This is a genomic window from Pseudoalteromonas phenolica, assembly GCF_044788725.1.
Taxonomy (GTDB): Bacteria; Pseudomonadota; Gammaproteobacteria; order Enterobacterales; family Alteromonadaceae; genus Pseudoalteromonas; species Pseudoalteromonas phenolica_C.
This window is the reverse complement of sequence record NZ_CP173161.1, coordinates 1,391,778-1,414,575: the sequence shown is the minus strand read 5'-3', so window position 1 is coordinate 1,414,575 and position 22,798 is coordinate 1,391,778. Positions and strand designations below refer to the sequence as shown.

Below are 22,798 nucleotides of genomic sequence, written 5' to 3'. Positions count from 1 at the left end.
CTAATTCAAGTTACACGCTTCAAGACCAGCTAAGCGCATACGCACTTCAAGCTCAGGTAAGGCTCTTGGTTTAACATCTTTTAGTGCTTGTGCAAATGCTTTGATGTGTGCAGGCGTTGTGCCACAGCAACCACCGACAATATTAATAAAGCCTTCTTTGCCCCAGTCGATGATTTCTTTCGCCATTTCATCGGCTTCTAAATCGTACTCACCAAATTCATTCGGTAAACCTGCGTTAGGGTGAACTGAAGTGAAGGTTTCGCACACTCGCGACAGCTCTTCAACATAAGGACGCAGCAAATCTGGGCCTAATGCGCAGTTTAAGCCAATAGAAATCGGTTTAATGTGACGAATTGAATTGTAGAATGCCTCGGTTGTTTGACCTGACAACGTTCGACCAGAGGCATCGGTAATGGTACCTGAGATCATTACAGGTAAAGATACACCTGCTTGTTCAAACGCTTCTTCTACAGCAAATGACGCAGCTTTTGCATTTAAGGTATCAAAGATTGTTTCAATCAAAATTAAATCCGCACCACCTTCCATTAATGCAAGTGTAGACTCAACATACGCTTCCACCAGCGCATCAAAAGTAATGTTGCGATAACCCGGGTCGTTTACATCTGGTGAAATAGAACATGTTTTAGATGTTGGACCTAACACACCGGCTACATAACGCGGTTTATGCGGCTCTTTAGTGGTAAATTCATCACACACTTTACGCGCCAATTTAGCCGACTCAAGGTTGATTTCACGGCTTAGACTGCCCATTTCGTAGTCTTCCATCGAAATAGTCGTCGCGTTGAAGGTGTTTGTTTCAATGATATCAGCGCCTGCAGCCAAATATTTACGATGAATATCACTAATGACATCAGGTTGAGTTAGGCTTAATAAATCGTTATTGCCTTTCACTAACACGTGCCAGTCTTTAAAGCGCTCGCCGCGATAGTCTTCTTCTGCAAATTTATATTCTTGGATCATGGTACCCATAGCACCATCTAAAATAAGAATACGTTGTTTTAAAGCCTGTTCTAAGGCTGCACTTTTATTCGGCATAGTTGTTAGTCCTTACATCTTGGCTAACTAGGTTAATATCGTATGGCGTTGTTTGGTAAACGTAATAATTCAACCAGTTTGAGAATAACAAAAAGGCATGGCTTTGCCATGTTTTGCACGGTTTTTGGTTATCATCATCGTTTGGAAAATACCCTTCCGGCTTTGGTGCATCAGGGCTTTTAGCAAGGTCGCGTAAATATTCTTTTTGCAATGTATCGGCATCGTATTCAGGGTGTCCGGTTAAAAACACCTGACTCCCCGATTGATTTTTAATTAAATAAGCACCAACTTTTTCAGAGCCTGCTAACACGGCAAGTTCAGGGGTTTGTTGTATTTGCTCAAGTTCAATATGGCCATAACGAGAATGCGGTACTAAAAACTCATCATCAAAACCACGAGTTAGCGCACCATGCTCAAACAAACAACGGTGCTTAAATACACCACATAATTTATCGTCACGAAGTTCACGCTTTAAATCGTAATGATGATACAAGCCCGCGTGAGCTGCCCAACAAGAGAACAAGGTTGAGGTCACATGGTTTTCAGCCCAATCAAACAGCTCTTTGAGTTCTTGCCAGTAAATGACATCGTCATATTCCAGATGAGCCAGTGGCGCACCTGTGATGATCATGGCATCGTAGTTTTCATCTTTTACATCAGAAAAATAGCGATAGAACATATCTAAATGCTGCTCAGAGTTTTCTGAACTACGATGTGTGTCTAATCGTAATAAATCAACGTTAACCTGAAGCGGCGTATTCGCAAGTAAACGAATAAACTGTACTTCGGTTTCAACCTTGTTGGGCATGAGGTTAAGAATTGCCAAGCGCATCGGACGGATCTCCTGCGTTCTTGCCCGTGATTTAGGCATCACGAAGACATTTTCTTGCCTGAGTGTGGCAATGGCAGGTAGCTCATCTTTTACGGTGATCGGCATACAATTCTCCCCAACTTAATTTATGGGTGTCATTATGAACGTAAAGTCGAAAATTTCAACCTCTAGATGTTTAGATGTCCAAAATCTCAACTCATTTGTTTGCAACTGGAAAAATTATCTTGATAATCCACCCGCCAAACAAGAATAGAGTAAGAGAATACAATGGGGATCGGTGAGCTCGCCGCAATCAGCGCAGCCATAGTCTGGGCGTCATCAACAATTTTATACAAACGATTTAGCCATCATTTATCGCCCCTGCAACTAAATGTCAGTAAAGGCATAATTGCGTGTGCACTGATGTTATTAATTTTACTAGTGATGCCTGCCAGTCCTCTGCCACAATTAGCCAGCTCTTGGGCATGGCTCATTGTCAGTGGTATTTTGGGTATTGCCATTGGCGATAGCGCTTACTTTGCAGCCCTTAGAAATATTGGCCCTGCTCGCACGCTCGTCATTGAATCTCTCGCGCCAGCTATCGCTGGTGTGCTAAATATTGTTTTACTCGGCGTATGGCTCAGCGGCCTCGCATGGCTAGGTATTGTGATCACGACTTTAGGCGTTTTACTGGCAATTATACCTAAAAATCCATTACCTCAAGTTGAGCACAGCATCTACATCAAAGGCGTTGGTTTTGCGCTACTTGCAGCTACTTGCCAAGCGGCAGGCATGGTGATGTCAAAAGGCGCCATGAATGCTGAACAAATCGGTAGTTTGTGGGCTGCTTTTATTCGCTTATTTTCAGGCACACTGGTTGTCGCGTGTGTTGTCGCCTGTCTAAAAGAACAAAATCTCAAACAAGCCATTACCTTGGATGGCATAAGTCAAAAGCAATGGCTGTTTGTGGCCGTATTTTTTGGCACCTTTATTGGCCTTTGGCTACAGCTTATTTCAGTCAAACATACCGATCCGGCTATCGCTCAAACTATTTTCGCAACTGCTCCGTTGATGGTGATGACCATAGGTGCAATTCGCAATGAACCCATGACCAAAAATATGATATTGGGTGGGTTAATTGCTTTTTCAGGCGTGGCGCTGTTGGTTTTGAGTTAAAACTTCACCTCTAAGGGCTTTATAAGTTGCTGTTTGATTGACGAAATCGCTAGGTAAACTCTACAATATGCAAGTTAATTTTGAACATTAAAGGTTTCTTCTATGGCATTGCCAGATAAGTTTATTTTTTCAATGCACCGCGTAAGCAAAGTGGTGCCACCTAAACGTACGATCTTAAAAGATATTTCATTATCTTTCTTCCCTGGTGCGAAAATTGGTGTACTTGGTCTAAATGGCGCAGGTAAATCAACCCTATTACGCATTATGGCGGGTGTTGATAAAGAGTTTGAAGGTGAAGCAAATGCACTTGCTGGCACTAAAATCGGCTACCTACCTCAAGAACCTAAATTAGACGAAAGTAAAACAGTTCGTGAAACAGTTGAAGAAGCTGTAAGCGAAGTTAAGAACGCACTTGCTCGTCTTGACGAAGTCTATGCAGAATATGCAATGGATGGCGCTGATTTTGACGCTCTAGCAAAAGAGCAGGGTCAATTAGAAGCAATTATTCAAGCACACGATGGTCACAACCTAGATAACGCACTAGAGCGTGCTGCTGATGCACTTCGCCTTCCTGAGTGGGATGCAAAAATTGAACACCTATCGGGTGGTGAACGTCGCCGTGTTGCTATCTGTCGTTTGCTTCTAGAAAAACCAGATATGCTTTTACTAGACGAACCAACCAACCACTTAGATGCTGAGTCTGTTGCTTGGTTAGAGCGTTTCTTACACGACTACGAAGGTACTGTTGTAGCGATTACCCACGACCGTTACTTCTTAGATAATGTTGCAGGTTGGATCTTAGAGCTTGACCGTGGCCATGGTATTCCTTGGGAAGGTAACTACTCTTCTTGGCTTGAGCAAAAAGATGCCCGCCTTAAGCAAGAAGAAAAAGCTGAAAAAGCACGTCAAAAGTCAATTGCTCAAGAACTTGAATGGGTTCGTTCAAACCCGAAAGGTCGCCAAGCAAAATCTAAAGCACGTATGGCACAGTTCTCTGAACTACAGCAAAGCGATTATCAAAAGCGTAACGAAACAAACGAACTATTTATTCCACCAGGTCCTCGCCTAGGTGACAAAGTACTTGAGGTAAATGGTTTAACTAAGAGCTTCGGTGATCGTGTACTTATCGATAACCTGAGCTTTAGCATGCCTAAAGGCGCAATCGTCGGTATTATCGGTGCTAACGGTGCTGGTAAATCAACACTATTCAAAATGATCTCAGGTCAAGAGCAAGTTGATTCTGGCTCTGTTGAACTAGGTGAAACTGTTGAACTCGCTGCAGTTGACCAGTTCCGTGACAACATGGACGACAGCAACACTGTTTTCCAAGAGATCTCTAATGGCCAAGACGTACTTAAAATTGGTAACTTTGAGATCCCAAGCCGTGCCTATGTTGGCCGCTTTAACTTCAAAGGTAACGACCAGCAAAAGTTTGTAAAAGAGCTATCTGGTGGTGAGCGCAACCGTCTTCACCTAGCTAAGCTTCTAAAAGCTGGCGGCAACGTATTACTTCTGGATGAGCCAACCAACGACCTAGACGTTGAAACGCTTCGTGCCCTTGAGAATGCGATTTTAGAATTCCCAGGCTGTGTAATGTGTATCTCGCACGACCGTTGGTTCTTAGACCGTATCGCTACACACATTCTTGACTATCGCGACGAAGGCCAAGTGAACTTCTTCGATGGTAACTATACTGAGTATGAAGCTTGGTTGAAGAAGACCTATGGCGCACAAGCTGCTGAGCCTAAGCGTATTAAGTACAAAAAAATTGGCTAAATAATCCAAGCATTAGCTAATTTTTGCAAATCATTGATATTAAAAGCCCTGTTTATGCAGGGCTTTTTTTACACTGGAGCCTAAGTGTATTACTATCTATGCTTAGATTATCAAGATTAATTAGAGAATAACGATGGAAGAACGTAGACGTTTTACGCGTATTTTGTTTTCAAACCCTGCAACATTAATGACAGCCAGTGGTGATTACAACTGCCAAGTACTCGACCTTTCATTAAAGGGCGCATTGATCACACTACCTATAGGTTATGTGCCTCTGCAAGGTGAAGCAGCGAACTTAAAATTTCATTTGCCAGACAGTGATGTGCTTATTTCAATGGAAGTTGAAGTACGACACGTCGAGACTGAGTATTTAGGGCTTCACTGTAATCAAATCGACCTTGAGAGTGTGACACACCTAAAACGCTTGATTGAACTGAACGTGGGTGACGACACCATTTTGCACCGTGAAATTGAGCAATTAGCATTTAAAAATAACTAAACAAACTGCCATTTAAAATTAAACAAGAAGAGATAAAAATGATTTTAGAATCTTTACAAGGATTTTTGCCTTTTATTAGCTATTTCGTGATTGGTTATGCTATTACATTGGGTTTTTTATTTGTTTACAGCTCAATCACGCCGCATTGTGAATGGCGTTTGATGAAAGAAAACAACCCTGCTGCTGCGGTCGCTTTCTGCGGTACATTAATTGGTTTTATTTTACCTATCGCTAGTGCAGCGGTGAATGCTGTGTCACTTTTAGATTTTGCTGTTTGGGGTGTGATTGCCGGAGTTATGCAGCTAGTTACATTCTTTACCGTTCGCTTATATATGCCGAAGCTGTCTGAAAAAATTGAAGCACAACATTTGAGTGCTGGTTTATTCTTAGGTGCAGCCTCACTGGCTACGGGAGTTTTAAACGCCGCCTGTATGACTTACTAGGAGGCATGATGAAACGTAGCAAACACATTAAATTAACTTTACTTATGGGCGCTACTGGCTCATTAGCAGGCTGTGGTGATAGTGAAGAGTCCGCTTTATTATTTCAAGATGCGATGGAATGTAACTCTTTTGGTATTGAGTTAGAAACCTGCCAAGCCGAGTATCAACAAGCACTTGAGCAACATTTAAATGAAGCACCCCGCTATGCCACCGAGCAATTGTGTGAAAGTGATTTTGGGTTCGATAGATGTGAGTCAAACGGCGGTATTTGGCAACCTCTTATGGCTGGCTTCATGATAGGCTTAGTCGCTGAGGCTGTCGACGAAGGGCTCGATGCTTTAAAGAAAAAACGCAAACATAAACGTGCCATGTTAGGCGGGAAATACTATTCAGGTGCTAAACCTTTATACCGTAGCCGTGACGATTTCTTTAGCTATCGTAACTCAAACAATGACTATGTGGCCAGTGCGAGTAGCAGCGGTTCTACACTCGTCAAATCAAGTAAAGTAAACTACAAAGCAAAACGAAAACCCGTTACTCGTAAACGCGGTGGTTTTGGTCGTAGTGCTTCAAGAAGTAGCTGGGGTGGTTAAGCGAAAGCTTAACCTCTAGTTTCACATTATGTTCAGAAGATCATCCCCGCCTCGCCCACACTGGCAAAAACTCGCCAAAGAAACTGGCTTTAACTTTCATACCATGCATGGTGAAACTTATTGGGATGAAAGTGTGTACTACCAATTTACTTTACAGCAAATAGAGCAAGACATAGAAGATCCGAGTGTTGAACTCAATCAAATGCTTTTAGAGCTGGTTTCTAAAGTCTGTGACGATGATGAGCTCATGCAGTTATTTGCCGTCCCCGAACAACAGTGGGATTTAATTCGTCGTTCTTGGTTTAGACGGGATCCGCATTTATACGGCCGCTTTGATTTTAGTTACAACGGCAATGGCCCTGCCAAACTTCTCGAAGCAAATTTTGATACGCCCACATCACTATTTGAAGCTGGCTATTTTCAATGGCGTTGGCTAGAAGATATGGTCGATGCTGGACAGCTGCCAAGGCAAAGCGACCAATTTAATGCTTTACAAGAAGCGCTAATAAAACATTTTCGACAGCTACACCGCTTTCATCGTGCTCAACGTTTATATTTCTCGTGCTGTAAGGACACCAAAGAAGATTTAGGCACAGTTGAATACATGCGCAGCTGTGCCATGGAGGCGGGTTTAAAAACGGGCTTTTGCTTTGTCGAAGACATTGGACTCAATGACGCCAACCAATTAACCGATCTTAACAATAACCCCATGAGTTGGATGTTTAAACTCTACCCTTGGGAGTTTATGTTTACCGATGAGTTTGCACCTGCTTTATCGAATTTAAAGATGCAATGGTTAGAGCCAGCTTGGAAAGCAATTATCTCGAACAAAGCGATTCTACCTTTGCTTTGGCAAATGTATGAAGGCCACCCAAACCTGTTACCAGCTTACTTTTCAAAAGATAAACACAAACTCGATACTGCCGCTGGCATTGTTAAAAAGCCACTTTTTTCTCGCGAAGGGGCCAACATAGAGATTACCAAAGCAGGTAAAACAGTCGCAAGCTCTGGGGGTGACTATGGTGATGAAGGTTTTATTTATCAAGCTTTTCATGCTTTACCTAATTTTGATGGTAACTACCCTTTAATTGGCAGTTGGATGGTAAAAGATGAAGCTGTGGCTATGAGTATTCGAGAAGACAGCTCTTTAATCACACAAGATCTGAGCCGCTTCGTACCGCATATAATCTTGAGCTAAATTGCAGCTTTTAAGCTTTAGCCATTTAAGCATATTCGCAAATGCGCTACCATTAACACAAATCATTTCATAGGGATGAATACTATGTCGCACACTCGTGCTTTTCCTTTGAATCAACATCTCATATCAGTATCTGGCCAAGATCAACTGAGCTATTTACATGGTCAACTGACACAAGATTTGAACTTAATTAACAAACAACAGTTTTTATGGGCAGGCCATTGTTCGCCGAAAGGCAAGCTTTGGGGTGCTTTTAAGCTATTTAAACACCAGTCTAAGTTCTATTTATTAGGCAGCCCTGCTGAATGTGAAGCTTCATCGAGAGAGCTAAAAAAATATGGTGTTTTCGCTAAAGTTGAAATTGAGCTTCATGAAAGTCCAAAACTTTTCGGGCTTTTAACCAACGATTTTTCTGCAACCTGCGCGCAATTTGCAATCTCATTCTCAGACGAACAGAATTGTTGTGAGTTTGCAGACGGTATTGCCCTGAAACTCGATGAAACTCGTCTAATTGTTTTATTAAACGATGACGCAGAATTACCCAATGGCATTACGCTTGAAAAAGATGCAACTGAGTTTGCAGAAGCTGCTATCTTAGCCGGTGAACCAGCTCTGAACAGTGACTATATTGAAGAGTTTGTGCCGCAAATGATCAACCTTCAAGCAATCGGTGGTATTAGCTTTAAAAAAGGCTGCTACACAGGCCAAGAAACCGTTGCTCGTATGCGCTACTTAGGTAAAAACAAGCGCGCTATGTACATAGTACAAGGCGATGCATCTCAAGCCGTTGAAGACACTGATTTAGAAATTCAGCTTGAAGACAACTGGCGTCGTGCTGGCAAAATCATTTGCCAAGTGTTCAATGCCAACTCAAACACCTATTCTGCTCTGGCTGTATTACCGAATGATACACAATCAGATGCTACACTTAGGTTAAAACAATCTCCAGAGCAGTTGGTTTCAATCCAACCTCTTCCTTATTCTCTTGAAGATCAATAATTGGATCCTATTATGAAAATCACTAAAGACGCCGTTGTAAAAATGCACTTCTCTGTAATGGATGATGAGCAAAATACCATAGATAACACTTACGACGGTGAGCCACTTGAGATCATCGCAGGTCACGGTTACTTAGTACCTGGCTTAGAAGCGGCTATTGCAGACAAACAAGCTGGCGACACTTTCTCTGTAACTATTGAACCAGAGCAAGGCTATGGTGAGCGTCACGATAACTTAACGCAGGTTGTTGAGAAGTCAATGTTCGAAGGTATGGACATTGATGTGGGTATGCAATTCAGAGCGACCACAGACGAAGGTGAGCACACAGTGATCATCATTGGTATCGAGGGCGATGAAGTTGTGATTGATGGTAACCACCCGCTATCAGGTTTAACTTTAAAATTTGACGTAGAAATTGTTGATGTGCGTGAAGCAACTGCTGAAGAGCTTGAACACGGTCATGTGCACACAGAAGGCGGTTGTGGTCACGATCACTAATTCAGCTGTAAGCTTTAAGCTGTAAGCAAAAAAAATAGCGCCGATGTTACATTTGGCGCTATTTTTTTATGCTTTATTTTCTCAAATTGATTGAGAATTAATGATGATTAGAATTAACTAAAATCAAACGGATCTTTGCGTTTCTTAACAGGCACATGCTCGTCTTCATCGTCATCAACTTCCTCATTCGCCACCGGTTTAACAACTTCAGGGGTTTTTAATAAAGCTTCTGGAAAGCTTGCCAATAAAGCATCTTGATCATTGGTACCAATGCGGTACTTCATGCCATCTTTTAACGCAATCTCAATAGCTGAAAACCCTGCAGCGGCATACACCCAGCCATCATTACTGATCCGCATGCCTATGCCATGTCGTAACGAGTTGCGTACTGCACTTACCGAGTCTATCTCATCAAAATTTAAGGTCTTCTTACCTACACCTGGCCCAAACCAAAAACTCACTGATTGACTGTTTTTATTTACTTCGACAGTTAAACCGTAAAAGGCAACTGCAACCAACATAAGTAAAGCTGCAAAACCAACTATACCAATGTTAAAACCAATAAGCTGAGCGGCAACAGCTAAAAAGCTACTGATCCATAATAAAATTGCCCAAATAACCCAAGCAAACTGCGTGTGTTTATACATAAATTCTCTTAATTTAATCTTCTATTGAAACCGGTGTTGGGCGCATAAAGTTTTGCAAACCACCACTAAAGCTGTATATCAGCGTCGCACTTATTTCACTATCTCGCTTTAATTTATCTTCTTCTGGCATAGAGTTATATCTGTAGGTATAAGCAACCTTAAAACCAATGCCTCCCAAAACTTGGGTTACCAAAGCTGTTTCACTCAATACTCGGGTATTTAATCCAGAGAGCGACCGTTCAATACTCACATCTTGGTTGAAACGAGTTCGAGCCGAAACTTTTCTTTCCCATTGCAGAGCCAAACGTAATAACTGACCTTGCTGAACTCTGTCTTCACCTTCTAGTAATTCAATTTCGTCGTCGGTTCGAGTAACCGATAAACCTGGTCCAATATCGAAATCAACCGTATTTTTTCTGCCTTCAAATAGTCGGGTACCATAACCTAATGCAAGTGTTGCGGTGTATTCTTTACCGCTAAACTCATCGTCTTCATAATCACCATATAAAAATAATGACTGATTATCTTCACCAATTTTATAGTTGCCCTGCATAGAGACAAAGTAGCGCTCGGCTGAAACAGTTTCTTCACCTGACTCAGCATCGGTATCTTCACGGTAAAGACCATCGAACTTAAAGTGATTTCGCCAATGAGTGAAGTCTTGATACAAGTTACCTTTTAACTTGAAAGCAGTATTTTCTGCATTACCTTTATTGATGATCAAACCAAACTCAGTATCACCATACAAAAATTCACCTTGATGTAGCTCATGAATTTCTTCATCAGACAGCTCACCATATTCGTGAAAGTCTTCAAATGGGTCTACCGCATAACTTTGGTTGCTAAGGGTAACAAAGCAGAGACCAACTATGAGTGCTGGTATTTTTATTTTTTTTATTAACATGCTTCTTATTGAGTGTTTTCTTCGGCTTCTTGCTTCCATAAAACATGACAGAACGGCGCATCCAAGTCGCGACTGATCAGAATTTTTGCGAGTACTTCGTCCTCGTCTTCGTATTCAATGCCTACTAACACTTGCACAAAGTCTTCTAGGTCACTTTCCAATGCGACAAATGCTTGCCAACTATCATCTGGCTCACTGTCTTCAATAAAACCATATTCTTCATGGTGTTGGTTAAACTCAGCAATATCTAATTCAGATAAGTTTTGAGGTGCTAATTCTAGAAAAATCTCATAAGCTTGGTGAGTGGCTTCTTCAATACTACAAAGACGTGCTGACATGGAAAAGTCTCGCTAACAAATATTGTGCTTATCATACAAAACCGTCAATTACTTGGCTACGGTCTTGAGTTGAATTGAAGAATTTACATGGCAAATAAAGCCAGATAGAGTGTTAACTCTAAAATTATAATAAAACAGGCTCACCTATGGTTTCTCTCGAAATACTAAACAACATTGCTTACGTCACCCTGAATCGCCCCGATAAACAAAATGCGCTCAATGTCGAAATGTTTACCCTACTCGACAAACACATTAAACACATAAAAAAACAACGGAGTATTCGCGCAGTTGTGCTCCGTGGTGAAGGTGAACATTTTTGCTCTGGTTTAGATGTGAAGTCTGTGATGGCCAAACCATTCAACATAATCAAATTACTTTTTAAATGGCTACCGGGAAACGCAAACCTAGTTCAGCGAGTTGTGCTAGGCTGGCACACTTTACCCGTACCTGTTATTGCGCTTATGCAAGGTAATAGTTTTGGTGGTGGTCTACACATTGCCCTAGGTGCAGATATACGTATTGCCAAAAGCAACACACAGGTTGCGATTATGGAATCGCGCTGGGGTTTATGCCCTGATATGGGGAGCTCGCCTTTATTACTTGGTTTAACACAGTACGATCATGCCTTATTGCTCAGCAGCCAAGGGGAACCAATTAATGCGGAGCAGGCCTACAAGCTTGGTTTGATCACCGAAATAGTTGCTGAACCTGAAAAACGATGCCATGAAATCATTGAACAGCTAACATCACGCTCTCCAGATGCGCTTGCAGCGATTAAACGGGTGAACCAAGCAAGTTTTCACTTTAATCGCAGACGTGTACTCGCAAAAGAAACCTGGTCACAAATAAAACTGTTATTGAGTAAAAATACCCGTATCGCCATGCATAATGCAACTAAAGACGATCCCAAACCATATAGACTACGAGGAAAATGGTAAGAAGGTCGCATCGACACTCCTTACAGACTTTTTATACTAGTGTAATGAATACTATTAAAACTCACTTTATCACCTCATTTAAGTTCAGCGTCAGCTTGATGCTTATCATGGGTTGTTTGTATATTTCAAAGCTCGTTACTGCATACTTTGCTATTACTTTTCCCGCCGCGCTCATCGCCATGCTTTTGTTATTTTGCCTTTTGCTGGCTGGAATAATTAAAGAAACTTGGATAGCCCCTGCATGCAAACCTATTTTAAAATATATGGCGTTGTTTTTTATTCCCGCTGGGGTTGGTTTAGTTGAGCATTTAGACGCTTTTGTCCAACACTGGCCGCTTTTCCTTTTGGTTTTGTTACTGGTGCCTCTGATAGGGCTTTTAATTGTGTCACTGTTTGCGAATACGCGAGGGCAACATGCTGAGTGACATGCTGAGTGACATGCTTCTTACCTCCTTTGTCTGCGTACTCATAATCGGACTATTTTTAGCAAGCCGAAAACTAAATAGCAGATTTAACACGCCTCTACTAAACCCATTGTTAGTTTGTATTGTTACAGTGAGTGCCTTTCTCATCTTTGCAAATATAAGCTATAGCGAATTTATCAAGGTAAGCTACCCCATTCATTTCTTCTTAGAGATCGCAGTCGTTGCACTCGCCTACCCGCTGTATAAACAAATTCATGATATTAAAAGAAGTCTAGGCTTGTTGTTGTTATGTGGATTTATTGGCGTGACAAGTGCCACATTAGTCGCGTTTATATTGTGTAAACTCTTTGCGGTGCCCGACGAATTATTAAACTCTTTACTGGCGTTATCGGTTACAACACCTATTACTTTGATTGTCACTGATGGCTTAAACGGCATACCAGCAATTGCAGCCTTTATGGTGATTTTAATTGGTATGTTCGGCGCTGTTTTTGGATTGTCCATCCTCCACTTACTTAAGATAAAAGACCAACGCGCCAAAGGGCTCGCACTGGGTGTAGTATGTCATGGTATCGGCACAGCAGCGGCGATTGAACATCACCCACAAGCCGGTGCATTTGCATCGGCGTCTATGATAATTAGTGCATTAATCACTGCGGTTTGGGTGCCAATATTGTACGCTATACTCACTTCATTATTTGCTAATTGAATTTATTAGGTATTTACCGTGATCCAACAAGAAATAGAACAAGTTGAACGTTACTACACCATTATTAAAGACTATTTAGTCAACTACAGTATGCAAGTTGCCGCCGCCCTACTCATTTTATTAATTGGTTTATGGGCATCAAAGAAAATCTCTAAAGCGGTTGAACGCTTACTACTGAAGCATAACATTGATATTGCATTGACTAACTTTATTGCGAATGTAGTCAAGGTTTTGTTGATTGTCATGTTTGTGGTGATTGCCCTAGGTAAATTGGGAATAAGTATTACCCCATTTGTCGCCGCCATTGGTGCAGCTTCACTCGGTGCAGGTTTGGCTCTGCAAGGTATGTTGTCAAACTACGGCTCTGGCCTTGCAATTATTGCAACTCGCCCATTTGTTGTTGGCGATACCATTTCAGTTAAAGGTGAGTCGGGTCAGGTTAAAATGATTGAATTAGGTCACACCATTTTAATCAACGAAGAAAACGTCGAGATCACCATTCCTAACAAACATATCGTGGGCGAAGTGCTACATAACTCATTTAACAATTCATTGATTATGGGTGAAATCGGCATTGCCTACAGTGCCGACAGCGATAAAGCCATAGAAGTCATCAGCCGTACTCTCTCATCTCATAACAAGGTGGCTAATGAGCCGCATGCTAAAATTGGTATAGAACGATTTGACGATAGCGCTGTGATTATTAGCTATCGTTACTGGGCACCAACCACTGAACTAATCGACACAAAACTCGATATCAACCATCAAATCTATGCACAGATTAAGGCCGCAGATATTGAAATACCGTTCCCACAGCGTGTGGTGACGATAAAGAATGAAGGCTAGCTTGGTAACTTTTATCATTGCCTCTTCTGAATAAGACATAAAAAAGCCGTTCGAAATGAACGGCTTTTAATATTTTGCTTTAGAACAACTTAAGTTATGGCTTAGGTGGTTCTACAGGTGCAGTTGGATCAGTTGAAGAGGGTTCAACTTTTTGCTGTTCTGCTACTTGAGGTTCCCTAGGGGGAAGATCTGGGCCACCAGAACCATGAACAGGCACTCCACCCTTTATAAATTTAAGATACTGTTCTTTTAATTCCATATCCTTTATTCCTAGCTAATAAGATTATTGTTCGTTTAAACTTGTTTTAGAAAATGCCCAAGATTTAATTGTAAATGAAAGGCAAACAAACGAAGTTAAAATTATCATTAATTTTTGCAAACCATCACGTATATATAACTTGTAATAAGCATTATCTAACCAATAAATAGAATAAAGATATACTTCAATAAAAGTTATAAAATTACTCAAAATACAAATCAATGCAATAATATATAAAAGTGCTTCTTGAACTGTATATGTATGATTTTTATAAGCTTGAGCAAAAAACTCAATATGAGAAAGCCTATATGCTAAATGTCTTCTTCCTAGCATAAATACTATAAACAGTACTGACATACCCATTGACCATGCATAAAAACCTATTGGCATTGCAAACGCCCAATCTAATGTAGCAAACCCAATTAAAGAAACCGATAAAATACTTAATATCAAATACCTTGCATTGATATCTTTCCAACAAAATATTAACGCAAAAACATATAAAGCAGATGCAATGTAATCAAATATCTGAGCAATCATTCTTTCACCTCTCCAACATCTTTATTATTTTTATTTTCTTTGTCACTTTTTTTACCAAAAATATCAAAGTATGAGGCTGGATCACGACCACTAATCAACAGTATGTCGATAAATTTACTGAGTGGGATTTCGTTTTTACCGCTTTCCCAATTTGAGATGGTTGATTGATCGCACTCAGATATCATACGTTTAGCAAGCTCAGCTTGGCTTAAGCCTAACTCTTGCCTAATTTGACGAATGAATCGTTGCGCTTCAACCTTGAAGCTAAAGGTTTTCCTTTTGCGCTCAGTTGCTTTCATTATTTCCTTTCCAAAAAAGCTAGATCCTTAGCTTTTTGCGTTAAAAATCGTTTTTATGAAGATAGTCATGGCTGACTATGAAAAAATTTACAACATGATAACAGGGGAGTTTCATAAGTTAAATAGATAACTGTGATTCTTTTATAGCCACTCAAACATTAGTTGAGTCATAGCCATGCCAAAGCACACTTTTTTATCTCAGCAAACAGTTAACCAGCAAATTGAAAAGCTAGAAACGCTTATTCGAGTTGGTGAACTGATGGACTGGGAAGGGATCGAAGGTGAGTTAGTAAACTCTTACTATGCCATTCAAAGAGAAACCATCATTGAATGCCAAGCCACTTTAAAGCAATTAGACAGAGATATTGAAAACCTTGCTAATTCGTCTGAAAATAAGCAAGCATCAAATAAAAGCGTCAGTATATTTAGAAATATCGCTCGCTAGTTTTTTCTGCTCTACTCTAATACCAATCCTCAATAATACTCAATCATTTTGAGGGACTAAAACTGACGCTAACTTCGTTGAAAACTTCTTATTTAGAACAACTAAATAGCAAAATTTACGCCTTGCCTACATGGAAGTAGGTACCTCAGCGATAGCAGGACGCGTAAGCGGCGTTATCGACTAGTTTTTCTTGCCTCAAAATAGACCGCTTAATTAAGAGGATTGGTATAAGTGCAATGTTCAATAACAATATTTAGACATAAAAAAGCCCGACATACGACTATCGGGCCTTCTTTTGTTTTTTGTACTTTTAGCTTTTAGCTTTTAGCTTTTAGCTTATGCCTTACGCCAAGTGGTTTTGCCAGCACTGTCTTCTAGTACTACACCCATTGCCGTTAACGCATCACGCGCCGCATCCGCAGCCGCCCAATCTTTATTCGCACGCGCTGTTAAACGTTGCTCAATTAACGCTTCAATTTTAGCGACTTCTTCGTCGTCTTGGTCGCCTTGTAAGAATTGCTCTGGCTGTTGCTGTGCAATACCTAGCACTTCTGCAAGCTTTACAAGAATAAACGCGTGTTCACCCGCCGCTTTTGCGTCTTTTTCTTTTAGCAAATTAACTTCTTTTGCTAATTCAAAGATAACTGGCAGCGCTTCTGGTGTATTGAAGTCATCGTTCATTGCCGTTTCAAAACGCTTAGCAAACTCTGTTTGCTTATAATCAACTTCAACGAGTTCAACACCACGTAATGCGGTGTAAATACGCTCAAGAGAAGAACGAGCTTGATCTAGGTTCTCTTGAGAGTAATTAAGCTGGCTACGATAGTGACCGTTAATTAAGAAATAACGCACTGTTTCGCGGTCGTATTGCTTTAATACTTCACGCACTGTAAAGAAGTTGCCTAATGATTTAGACATCTTCTCTTTGTTTACTTGTACCATACCTGTGTGGATCCAAGTATTCACGTAGTTACCGTTGTTAGCGCAGCATGATTGCGCAATTTCATTCTCATGGTGCGGGAATTGTAAATCTGAACCACCACCATGAATATCAAAGTGCTCACCTAAATGCTTTTGGCTCATTGCACTACATTCGATGTGCCAACCAGGACGACCTTCGCCCCAAGGTGAAGACCAAGAAGGCTCACCTGCTTTAGCTTTTTTCCAAAGTACGAAATCTAGTGGATCATCTTTGCCTTCAGCCACTTCAACACGCGCCCCCGCTTGCAGCATGTCTAAATCTTGCTGCGAAAGTTGGCCATATTGTTCAAATGTTGATACATCAAATAGTACATCACCGTTTTGAGCAACGTAGGCGTGTTTTTTCTCAACTAGGCGCTCGATCATGTCGATGATCTCATTCATATGGCCGGTTACCGTTGGCTCAATATCAGCCGGCAACATATTCAATGCTTCAAAGTCTTCGTGCATTGATTTAGTCATACGAACCGTTAAGTCGTTTATTTCTTCATTGTTTTCAGCAGCACGCTTAATAATTTTGTCGTCTACATCGGTGATATTACGCACATAGGTAACATCAAAACCTAAATAGCGAAGATAGCGATTCATCACATCGAATGAAACGTAAGTACGCGCATGACCCACGTGGCAGAAATCGTAAATGGTGATACCACACACATACATGTCGACTTTGCCTTCGACAAGAGGTTTAAACGGCGCTTTTTCACGAGTAAGTGTGTTGTATATCTGCAACATTGAGTCTGTTTCCTAATCCAATAATAGACATAAGCCGCAATCATAACACTTGAATTCGCCCTGCTCTATACCCGATTGCAGCTATTTCCCGATAAATAAGCCATTAACACAAAGCTTTAACCGATTTATATTCTGCTATAAAATACATTCCTTTAATAAACACATATCGAATAGGTAACCACAATGGTTGTACTTCAAACAAACTTTGGTGAAATCAAAGTAAATCTTTTTGCAGAAGAAGCACCTGCTACAGTTGAAAACTTTTTAAAGTACGCGAAGTCTGGTTTTTATGACGGCACTATCTTCCACCGCGTAATTGACGGTTTCATGGTTCAAGGTGGTGGTTTCACTCAAGGTATGGAACAAAAGTCTGTACAAGCACCAATTCAAAATGAAGCAAACAATGGCCTGAGCAACAAAACTGGTACACTTGCTATGGCACGTACACCAGATCCACACTCAGCAACAGCTCAGTTCTTCATCAATGTAAACGACAACAACTTCTTAAACTTCTCTAGCGAAACTTCGCAAGGTTGGGGTTACTGTGTATTCGGTGAAGTCGTAGAAGGCATGGAAGTAGTAAACAAGATCAAATCTGTTGCTACTGGTTCTGCGGGCTTCCACCAAGACGTACCACTTGAAGATGTGATCATCGAGAAAGTGACAGTTGCTTAAATTTTAGTGCTAAGCAATTAAGGCTAGGTATACACCTAGCCTTGTCTTTTTCACACTCACTATTCATTTTCTTTCTAGGCTTTTTGAATGGCATCTCGCAAAACCTACTTTATCTCTGACTTACATTTAACCGAAGACCGCCCAGACATCACCAATGCATTCAAGCTTTTTCTTGAAACGCACATGACTGATGACGTCGATGCTTTATATATTCTTGGAGATTTTTTTGAAGTATGGATAGGCGATGATGGTCATACTGCGCTGACTGACGAGGTAGCTTCGCTGTTAAAGTCTGTGTCAAACAGAGGCATTCAAGTATTTTTTACTCATGGTAATCGAGATTTTTTACTTGGGAAAAAATATGCCAAGCAAGCAGGCATGACTTTATTGCCTGAACAAAAAGTCATTGATTTATACGGTACACCTACAGTCATTCTGCACGGCGACGAAATGTGCACCCAAGACATTGCCTATCAAAAGTTTCGTAAGAAGAGTCGCGGCTGGTGGTGGCCAAAACTGATGCTCGCCATGCCACTCAGTTATAGAAGAAAAGTCGCCAAACAAGCGCGTCAAAAAAGTATCGAAAGCCAAAAAGGCAAACCATTAGATATTTTAGATGTCACCTCTGACGCTGTGTTAGCCATGTTTGCAAAGCACAATGTAAAACACATGATCCACGGTCATACACACAGACCAAATGTGCATACAATTGAAAAAGATGGGGAGACCCTAACCAGAACGGTACTTGGTGATTGGTATTCGCAGAGTTCTTATTTAGTGGCTACTGAAACAACTCAAACTCTTTGTAATCATAATTTAAAGTGACAAAAACTAACTTTCAGTGATTGGAAACTCAATAACAAACTCCGTAGAGATGCCTTCAGGTAACGCTTCGAGCTTTGTTAAATTTAGGGTTCCATCCAATACTTTTGTCACCCACTGATTCACCATAAACAAACCTAACCCTGTATGCCCTTTACTTCTGGCGCCAGTATAAAATGGGTCAAAAATATTTTTCGATTGGTGTTCTTCTATTCCTCTGCCTGTATCCTGCACCCGCAAAATAACGCTATCCTTTTTCTTTTGCTCGGCTTTGACAATAATTAAGCCGATTTCCCCTTCACCAAAGCCATGCTCTAACGCATTTAACACCAGATTTTCAATTATCCTTGAAATAACACCAGGGTAAGCTCGTATTTCGTTATAAATTGATACTTGAGTTTTTAGCTCTATTCTTGTGTTTTTAAATCTTGGATGTAAAACACGGCATAAATCTTCAAACAATGATTCAAAGAAAATAGCATCCTTACTCTCATCTCCTCTTTCTATTGCCATCCTTTTAAAGCTTTTCACATGTTCAGCAGCTTTATTTAAATTTTCTCGAGATAAACTTAGGTTAGCTTCAAACTGCTCTAAGCAATTTTGTAGATACTGTTTGCTAAACCCAGTATCAATTTTCTTTGCCAGATCCATGCTCAATAATTGTGCATTTGAAATCGACATTATCGCCCCACCAATTGGGGTATTCATCTCATGAGCAACACCAGCTGCAAGCATACCTAAAGAGCTTAACTTTTGTGCTTCAACTAAATCACTTTGAAGTAGTTTTAGTTGCTGAACCCGCTCTTCTAATTGAACATTTAAATCCGCTAGTTTTTCTTTCTCGTCAACAAGTTGCTTTGATATTGTAAGCAATGCTAATTTTAACTTAATATCATTGGAGAGGTAAAAATAGCCAATAATTACAAGTGCAACAAATAACATACCTGCTTGTATAAATGCGCGCCTAAAAACTTGGTTGATAGACTGCTTTTCAGCTTTACTTAACAAGTAGAGCGCTTCGTTTTTAGAAGTGCTTCCTTCAGCTTGTAGGTTGAGTTTTAGTACACTAAAAAATTGCCCTTGGTCGAAGTGTCGTATTTTTTTAACTTCAGAGTGCTTTATAAATTGCCAATGTTGGGGATTAATTGTTGTTTTATTCGCTTTAGGATCCAACATAAACGCCCACTCTAATTCAGGGTTTTCATGAAGTAGCCATTGCCCAGTCTCATTTAAGATTTGTATTTTCGCTGCACTTGTCTTCATTTCCTTTAGCAAGTTAAATGTTTTTGCTAGATTAAAGTTCACGACAACTAAGCCATCTAAAAGATAGTCATCGGATGAAGTGCGGTAGGAAGCACGAATAGTAGGCTCAAAGGGCTCTACAATCTCACCATATTCAACATTTAAATCTAGCCTGGAAATGTAAACATCCGGTGCTGCACTTGCCATACCTTGGCGGAAGTAATAACGACTTCCTTTATTTTGTAACGCGTCACTGGCAACGGTTTCTGGCAACCCCTGATTAAAGTTGACTCTTATTTGCTCTTGCCCTTGCGAGTCTATCCAGCGAATTTGAGAAATATTATTTATAACGCTGCCGAATTCTGAAAAATGTTCACTCAAAGCGGTTAAATTTAGGCTGTCACTCTGTTTATCTTGAAACAGCGTTTTATCTGCAACAAGCAGCTTAACGATTTCTCTAACACTTGATAGCTCTTTGTTTATGACTAAACTTGCTTGTAGCAGAGCATCATTTTGTTGCTCTTTGACCTTTTTTAAGTCAGATTGCGATAGCCAATAAAACGCCAAGATACTGCAGAAAAGTACTGCAGCCATCAATAAACACGCAGTAACAACAAACTGCTTCTTTATTTTGCTTTGTGTTTTTACTAAATCAAAGCCGTTATGCATGCCTGTGCTCTAACCAAACAATGAGCTCATCAATAAACATTGGCTTAGCAAAATAGTAGCCTTGTGCAAATTTACAGCCAATATTAGCCAACCACTGCGCTTGCTCTGCCGTTTCTACCCCTTCAGCAACTACATCAAATTCAAAAGTATCGGCTAGCATCATTATCATATTAACGATGTGTTGGCTCGACGAATCAACTTCTAGTTTATTAACAAAGCAGCGGTCTATTTTGAGGGTAGAGGCAGGTATTTCAGAAATATGTTCAAGAGAAGAATATCCGGTTCCAAAATCATCAATACTGATATGAAAGCCCAATTCAACAAACTTTTCTAAACTACGGTTTACTCTCTCATAATTATGGATTGCCTGTGTTTCAGTCACTTCTAATTCAAGTTGACAGGTTTTAAGGCCCGAATTAGTCACCCTATTATTAATTTCTGAAATATAATTATCTGAAACTAAATCAAGAATTGATGCATTAAACGCCACTCGATAGTCACTACCTATGACCTTATTTAGGACCTTAATTGCATCGAGAATTTTCGTAAAAATAAGATTGTCTAGTTCGGTGATCAGCCCAGATGTCTCGGCCAGGGAAATAAATTCGTCAGGGCTCACAAAAGAACCGTCTTTTAATTTCCATCGAGCTAGCGCTTCAAAACCCACTACTTGGTGACTAACAAGGTCTATTTTTGGCTGAAAAGCGACTGTTATGTCTTTGTCTGCAATGGCATGACGTAATTTTTGCATTAACTCAAAACGAGATGAGATCTCATCGGCATGCTGAGAAGTAAAGAAAATAATTTCATTTTCTTGTGGATCAACGTTACTTAGAGCTGACTCCGCAAGATTGAGCATTTTCTCTGATGACAAGTTTCGTAACTGACTTAAATTCAATACTAACACTCTCACATCAATAAATTGCTCGACGTTATTAATTTCAAACACCTGCCTTTTTAATTGTGCGACCTTTTGCTCGTTTAGCTCAGTTTTGTTGGGCAGAATTACTGCAATACTGTCATCTTTGAATAATGAAACTCTTGGGTTTAATTCTTTATACGTTTTTTGGATATTAGAGACTAAGCGCAGCAGAATTTTCTTACAGAATTGAAAACCAAGTGCATAAGCTTTTTCATCAAAGTCTTGAATCTCAAAAATAATAAGTTGAGCTTGATTAATCTCAATAGAATTCATTTTTTCGATTTCTCTTTGCAGCCAATTCCTATTCGGTAAATTCAGAGAAATATTGGTGTATGCAAGTTCGGTTAAGCGGTTCAACAAAGCAATATTTGAAAAGCCACTACCTACATTTTCGCTAAACACCTGTAATAAAGCGGCACTTTGTTCAGATAACGGCGTTTCTGTTTTGACCAAGATAATATAGTGTTTGAAATCAATATGGTGAGTATCAAAAAAGAAGATCGAATAATGTTCTGTAATACGATGACTTCTAGATTTTTGACTTAATTGAATTTCATTAAAAATCTCAGAACCAACAATGTCTTCTGATACTTCATGACCTTCAAAATCCTTAAAGCAACCACTGGTAGACAAAACAGGTAAACTGTCGGTTTGGTTTTTACCCGAAAACAAAATTCCACCACCATCAGTGACTTGAATGATTTTGGCTATTTCATGTAAAACAGCTTGAGAAAATGACACGATGTCATGTTTGCCATTAATACTTCGGGCTGCATCCAGTATGAGCTGCAACCCCTGCTTGGCATTTTCAATTTGTTGAATATATTTAAACGTACGTAGGTTACTATTTATAACAGAATGCAGTTTTTCAGCAGAAAGGTCTGCTTTGTTCCAATACTCATCGATATCGAGTAATTTCATTACATCTTTTTGCGGCGCAAAACTGGGCTGACCGGTGAGCAATACAATGCGAATTTGACTGTTACCAACGACGTTTCTAATTGTATCGACAAGTCTTAAACCGGCATCGTCGGTTTCCATGACAACATCAATGAAAACAATTGCAATGTCTTTATGTTGAGAAAGTACGTATGCAGCCTCAGATACACAGCCCGCTGATAATACCTCTATTTCAAGGTTGTCTCTTACTGAAACTGCTTTTATTGTCTGAATAAGTGCCTGCTGATAACTAGGGTCGTCTTCAACGGTTAAGACTTTCCATCTTTGCTGTTCTTGTTTTTGAACAGCATCTGATTCAGAAAACTCAAACATTGATGCGTCATTCATAGTGCCCATTCCTTATTAAACTGCTATGTAAGTAATACGGATGTTCTGAAAAACCGGTTTAAAAAT

The 22,798-nt window shown here is 40.2% G+C and carries 26 protein-coding genes; 15 read left to right on the top strand and 11 right to left on the bottom strand.

All coding sequences use genetic code 11. From position 1 onward, the window contains the following. Positions 1 to 1,056 carry a homocysteine S-methyltransferase family protein gene (locus ACH784_RS06595; RefSeq protein WP_404394417.1) on the bottom strand — a complete coding sequence of 352 codons (1,056 nt, stop codon included), beginning with the start codon at positions 1,054 to 1,056 and terminating at the stop codon, positions 1 to 3. Beyond that, a complete protein-coding gene (gene metA, locus ACH784_RS06590; protein WP_404394414.1) occupies positions 1,046 to 1,993 on the bottom strand; it encodes a homoserine O-succinyltransferase in 948 nt (315 codons plus the stop codon). The genes ACH784_RS06595 and metA overlap by 11 nt, the downstream gene beginning before the upstream one ends. A 162-nt stretch (positions 1,994 to 2,155) precedes the next feature. Here metA and ACH784_RS06585 point away from each other — a divergent pair, with 162 nt between their 5' ends. From ACH784_RS06585 to ACH784_RS06550, 8 genes are all read left to right on the top strand, one after another. Then, a complete protein-coding gene (locus tag ACH784_RS06585; RefSeq protein WP_404394413.1) occupies positions 2,156 to 3,043 on the top strand; it encodes a DMT family transporter in 888 nt (295 codons plus the stop codon). A gap of 102 nt (positions 3,044 to 3,145) precedes the next feature. After that, positions 3,146 to 4,819 (top strand): energy-dependent translational throttle protein EttA, encoded by a 1,674-nt coding sequence (gene ettA, locus ACH784_RS06580; protein WP_404394411.1) that lies wholly within the window; start codon positions 3,146 to 3,148, stop codon positions 4,817 to 4,819. A 133-nt stretch (positions 4,820 to 4,952) separates the two neighbouring features. Next, positions 4,953 to 5,318 (top strand): PilZ domain-containing protein, encoded by a 366-nt coding sequence (locus ACH784_RS06575; RefSeq protein WP_404394409.1) that lies wholly within the window; start codon positions 4,953 to 4,955, stop codon positions 5,316 to 5,318. Between the two features lie 38 nt (positions 5,319 to 5,356). Next, positions 5,357 to 5,761, top strand: a complete 405-nt coding sequence (locus ACH784_RS06570; RefSeq protein WP_404394408.1) for a DUF350 domain-containing protein — start codon at positions 5,357 to 5,359, stop codon at positions 5,759 to 5,761. 5 nt (positions 5,762 to 5,766) lie between these two features. After that, entirely contained in the window at positions 5,767 to 6,354 is a 588-nt protein-coding gene (locus ACH784_RS06565; RefSeq protein WP_404394407.1) for a DUF1190 domain-containing protein, read from the top strand. 28 nt (positions 6,355 to 6,382) lie between these two features. Further along, positions 6,383 to 7,552: a glutathionylspermidine synthase family protein gene (locus tag ACH784_RS06560; RefSeq protein ID WP_404394406.1), complete on the top strand. Its 1,170-nt coding sequence runs from the start codon at positions 6,383 to 6,385 to the stop codon at positions 7,550 to 7,552. A gap of 84 nt (positions 7,553 to 7,636) precedes the next feature. Then, entirely contained in the window at positions 7,637 to 8,551 is a 915-nt protein-coding gene (locus ACH784_RS06555) for a YgfZ/GcvT domain-containing protein (protein WP_404394404.1), read from the top strand. 12 nt (positions 8,552 to 8,563) lie between these two features. Further along, positions 8,564 to 9,049 carry a peptidylprolyl isomerase gene (locus tag ACH784_RS06550; protein WP_404394402.1) on the top strand — a complete coding sequence of 162 codons (486 nt, stop codon included), beginning with the start codon at positions 8,564 to 8,566 and terminating at the stop codon, positions 9,047 to 9,049. Between the two features lie 113 nt (positions 9,050 to 9,162). On the opposite strand, the gene ACH784_RS06545 is transcribed toward ACH784_RS06550, so the two are convergent. Genes ACH784_RS06545 through ACH784_RS06535 form a run of 3 tightly spaced genes read right to left on the bottom strand, consistent with a single transcriptional unit; the run spans position 9,163 to position 10,938 of the window. Then, complete coding sequence (locus ACH784_RS06545; RefSeq protein WP_404394401.1) at positions 9,163 to 9,696, bottom strand: hypothetical protein; 534 nt, start codon at positions 9,694 to 9,696, stop codon at positions 9,163 to 9,165. Between the two features lie 13 nt (positions 9,697 to 9,709). After that, on the bottom strand, positions 9,710 to 10,600 hold the full coding sequence (locus ACH784_RS06540) for a YdiY family protein (protein WP_404394399.1): 891 nt from the start codon (positions 10,598 to 10,600) through the stop codon (positions 9,710 to 9,712). A 5-nt stretch (positions 10,601 to 10,605) separates the two neighbouring features. After that, complete coding sequence (locus tag ACH784_RS06535) at positions 10,606 to 10,938, bottom strand: DUF440 family protein (RefSeq protein WP_404394397.1); 333 nt, start codon at positions 10,936 to 10,938, stop codon at positions 10,606 to 10,608. Positions 10,939 to 11,084: 146 nt separating this feature from the next. Between ACH784_RS06535 and ACH784_RS06530 the strand changes: the two genes are divergently transcribed. The 4 genes from ACH784_RS06530 to ACH784_RS06515 are packed head-to-tail and all read left to right on the top strand — an operon-like array spanning position 11,085 to position 13,856. Then, complete coding sequence (locus ACH784_RS06530; RefSeq protein ID WP_404394396.1) at positions 11,085 to 11,876, top strand: crotonase/enoyl-CoA hydratase family protein; 792 nt, start codon at positions 11,085 to 11,087, stop codon at positions 11,874 to 11,876. Between the two features lie 44 nt (positions 11,877 to 11,920). Then, positions 11,921 to 12,301 (top strand): CidA/LrgA family protein, encoded by a 381-nt coding sequence (locus ACH784_RS06525; RefSeq protein WP_404394394.1) that lies wholly within the window; start codon positions 11,921 to 11,923, stop codon positions 12,299 to 12,301. Next, on the top strand, positions 12,291 to 13,010 hold the full coding sequence (locus ACH784_RS06520; RefSeq protein WP_404394391.1) for an LrgB family protein: 720 nt from the start codon (positions 12,291 to 12,293) through the stop codon (positions 13,008 to 13,010). The genes ACH784_RS06525 and ACH784_RS06520 overlap by 11 nt, the downstream gene beginning before the upstream one ends. An 18-nt stretch (positions 13,011 to 13,028) precedes the next feature. Next, positions 13,029 to 13,856 carry a mechanosensitive ion channel family protein gene (locus ACH784_RS06515; protein WP_404394388.1) on the top strand — a complete coding sequence of 276 codons (828 nt, stop codon included), beginning with the start codon at positions 13,029 to 13,031 and terminating at the stop codon, positions 13,854 to 13,856. 94 nt (positions 13,857 to 13,950) lie between these two features. Here the strand turns inward: ACH784_RS06515 and ACH784_RS06510 are convergent, their stop codons facing one another. Genes ACH784_RS06510 through ACH784_RS06500 form a run of 3 tightly spaced genes read right to left on the bottom strand, consistent with a single transcriptional unit; the run spans position 13,951 to position 14,954 of the window. Next, entirely contained in the window at positions 13,951 to 14,115 is a 165-nt protein-coding gene (locus ACH784_RS06510; protein WP_404394385.1) for a hypothetical protein, read from the bottom strand. 24 nt (positions 14,116 to 14,139) lie between these two features. After that, the gene (locus ACH784_RS06505) at positions 14,140 to 14,655 is read right to left on the bottom strand and encodes a hypothetical protein (protein WP_404394382.1); all 516 of its coding nucleotides are present in this window, start codon (positions 14,653 to 14,655) and stop codon (positions 14,140 to 14,142) included. Next, on the bottom strand, positions 14,652 to 14,954 hold the full coding sequence (locus tag ACH784_RS06500) for a helix-turn-helix domain-containing protein (RefSeq protein ID WP_404394380.1): 303 nt from the start codon (positions 14,952 to 14,954) through the stop codon (positions 14,652 to 14,654). The genes ACH784_RS06505 and ACH784_RS06500 overlap by 4 nt, the downstream gene beginning before the upstream one ends. A 175-nt stretch (positions 14,955 to 15,129) precedes the next feature. On the opposite strand from ACH784_RS06500, the gene ACH784_RS06495 reads away from it, so the two are divergent. Next, entirely contained in the window at positions 15,130 to 15,399 is a 270-nt protein-coding gene (locus ACH784_RS06495) for a hypothetical protein (protein WP_404394378.1), read from the top strand. Between the two features lie 336 nt (positions 15,400 to 15,735). Here the strand turns inward: ACH784_RS06495 and cysS are convergent, their stop codons facing one another. Then, positions 15,736 to 17,115: a cysteine--tRNA ligase gene (gene cysS / locus ACH784_RS06490; RefSeq protein WP_404394376.1), complete on the bottom strand. Its 1,380-nt coding sequence runs from the start codon at positions 17,113 to 17,115 to the stop codon at positions 15,736 to 15,738. A gap of 183 nt (positions 17,116 to 17,298) precedes the next feature. Here cysS and ACH784_RS06485 point away from each other — a divergent pair, with 183 nt between their 5' ends. Next, entirely contained in the window at positions 17,299 to 17,790 is a 492-nt protein-coding gene (locus ACH784_RS06485) for a peptidylprolyl isomerase (RefSeq protein WP_404394374.1), read from the top strand. Positions 17,791 to 17,877: 87 nt separating this feature from the next. After that, entirely contained in the window at positions 17,878 to 18,615 is a 738-nt protein-coding gene (locus tag ACH784_RS06480; protein ID WP_404394371.1) for a UDP-2,3-diacylglucosamine diphosphatase, read from the top strand. Positions 18,616 to 18,621: 6 nt separating this feature from the next. Here ACH784_RS06480 and ACH784_RS06475 read toward each other — a convergent pair whose 3' ends face one another. Beyond that, positions 18,622 to 20,523: a sensor histidine kinase gene (locus tag ACH784_RS06475; protein WP_404394368.1), complete on the bottom strand. Its 1,902-nt coding sequence runs from the start codon at positions 20,521 to 20,523 to the stop codon at positions 18,622 to 18,624. Beyond that, positions 20,516 to 22,732 (bottom strand): EAL domain-containing protein, encoded by a 2,217-nt coding sequence (locus ACH784_RS06470; RefSeq protein WP_404394365.1) that lies wholly within the window; start codon positions 22,730 to 22,732, stop codon positions 20,516 to 20,518. The genes ACH784_RS06475 and ACH784_RS06470 overlap by 8 nt, the downstream gene beginning before the upstream one ends. Between the last annotated feature and the right edge of the window lie 66 nt (positions 22,733 to 22,798).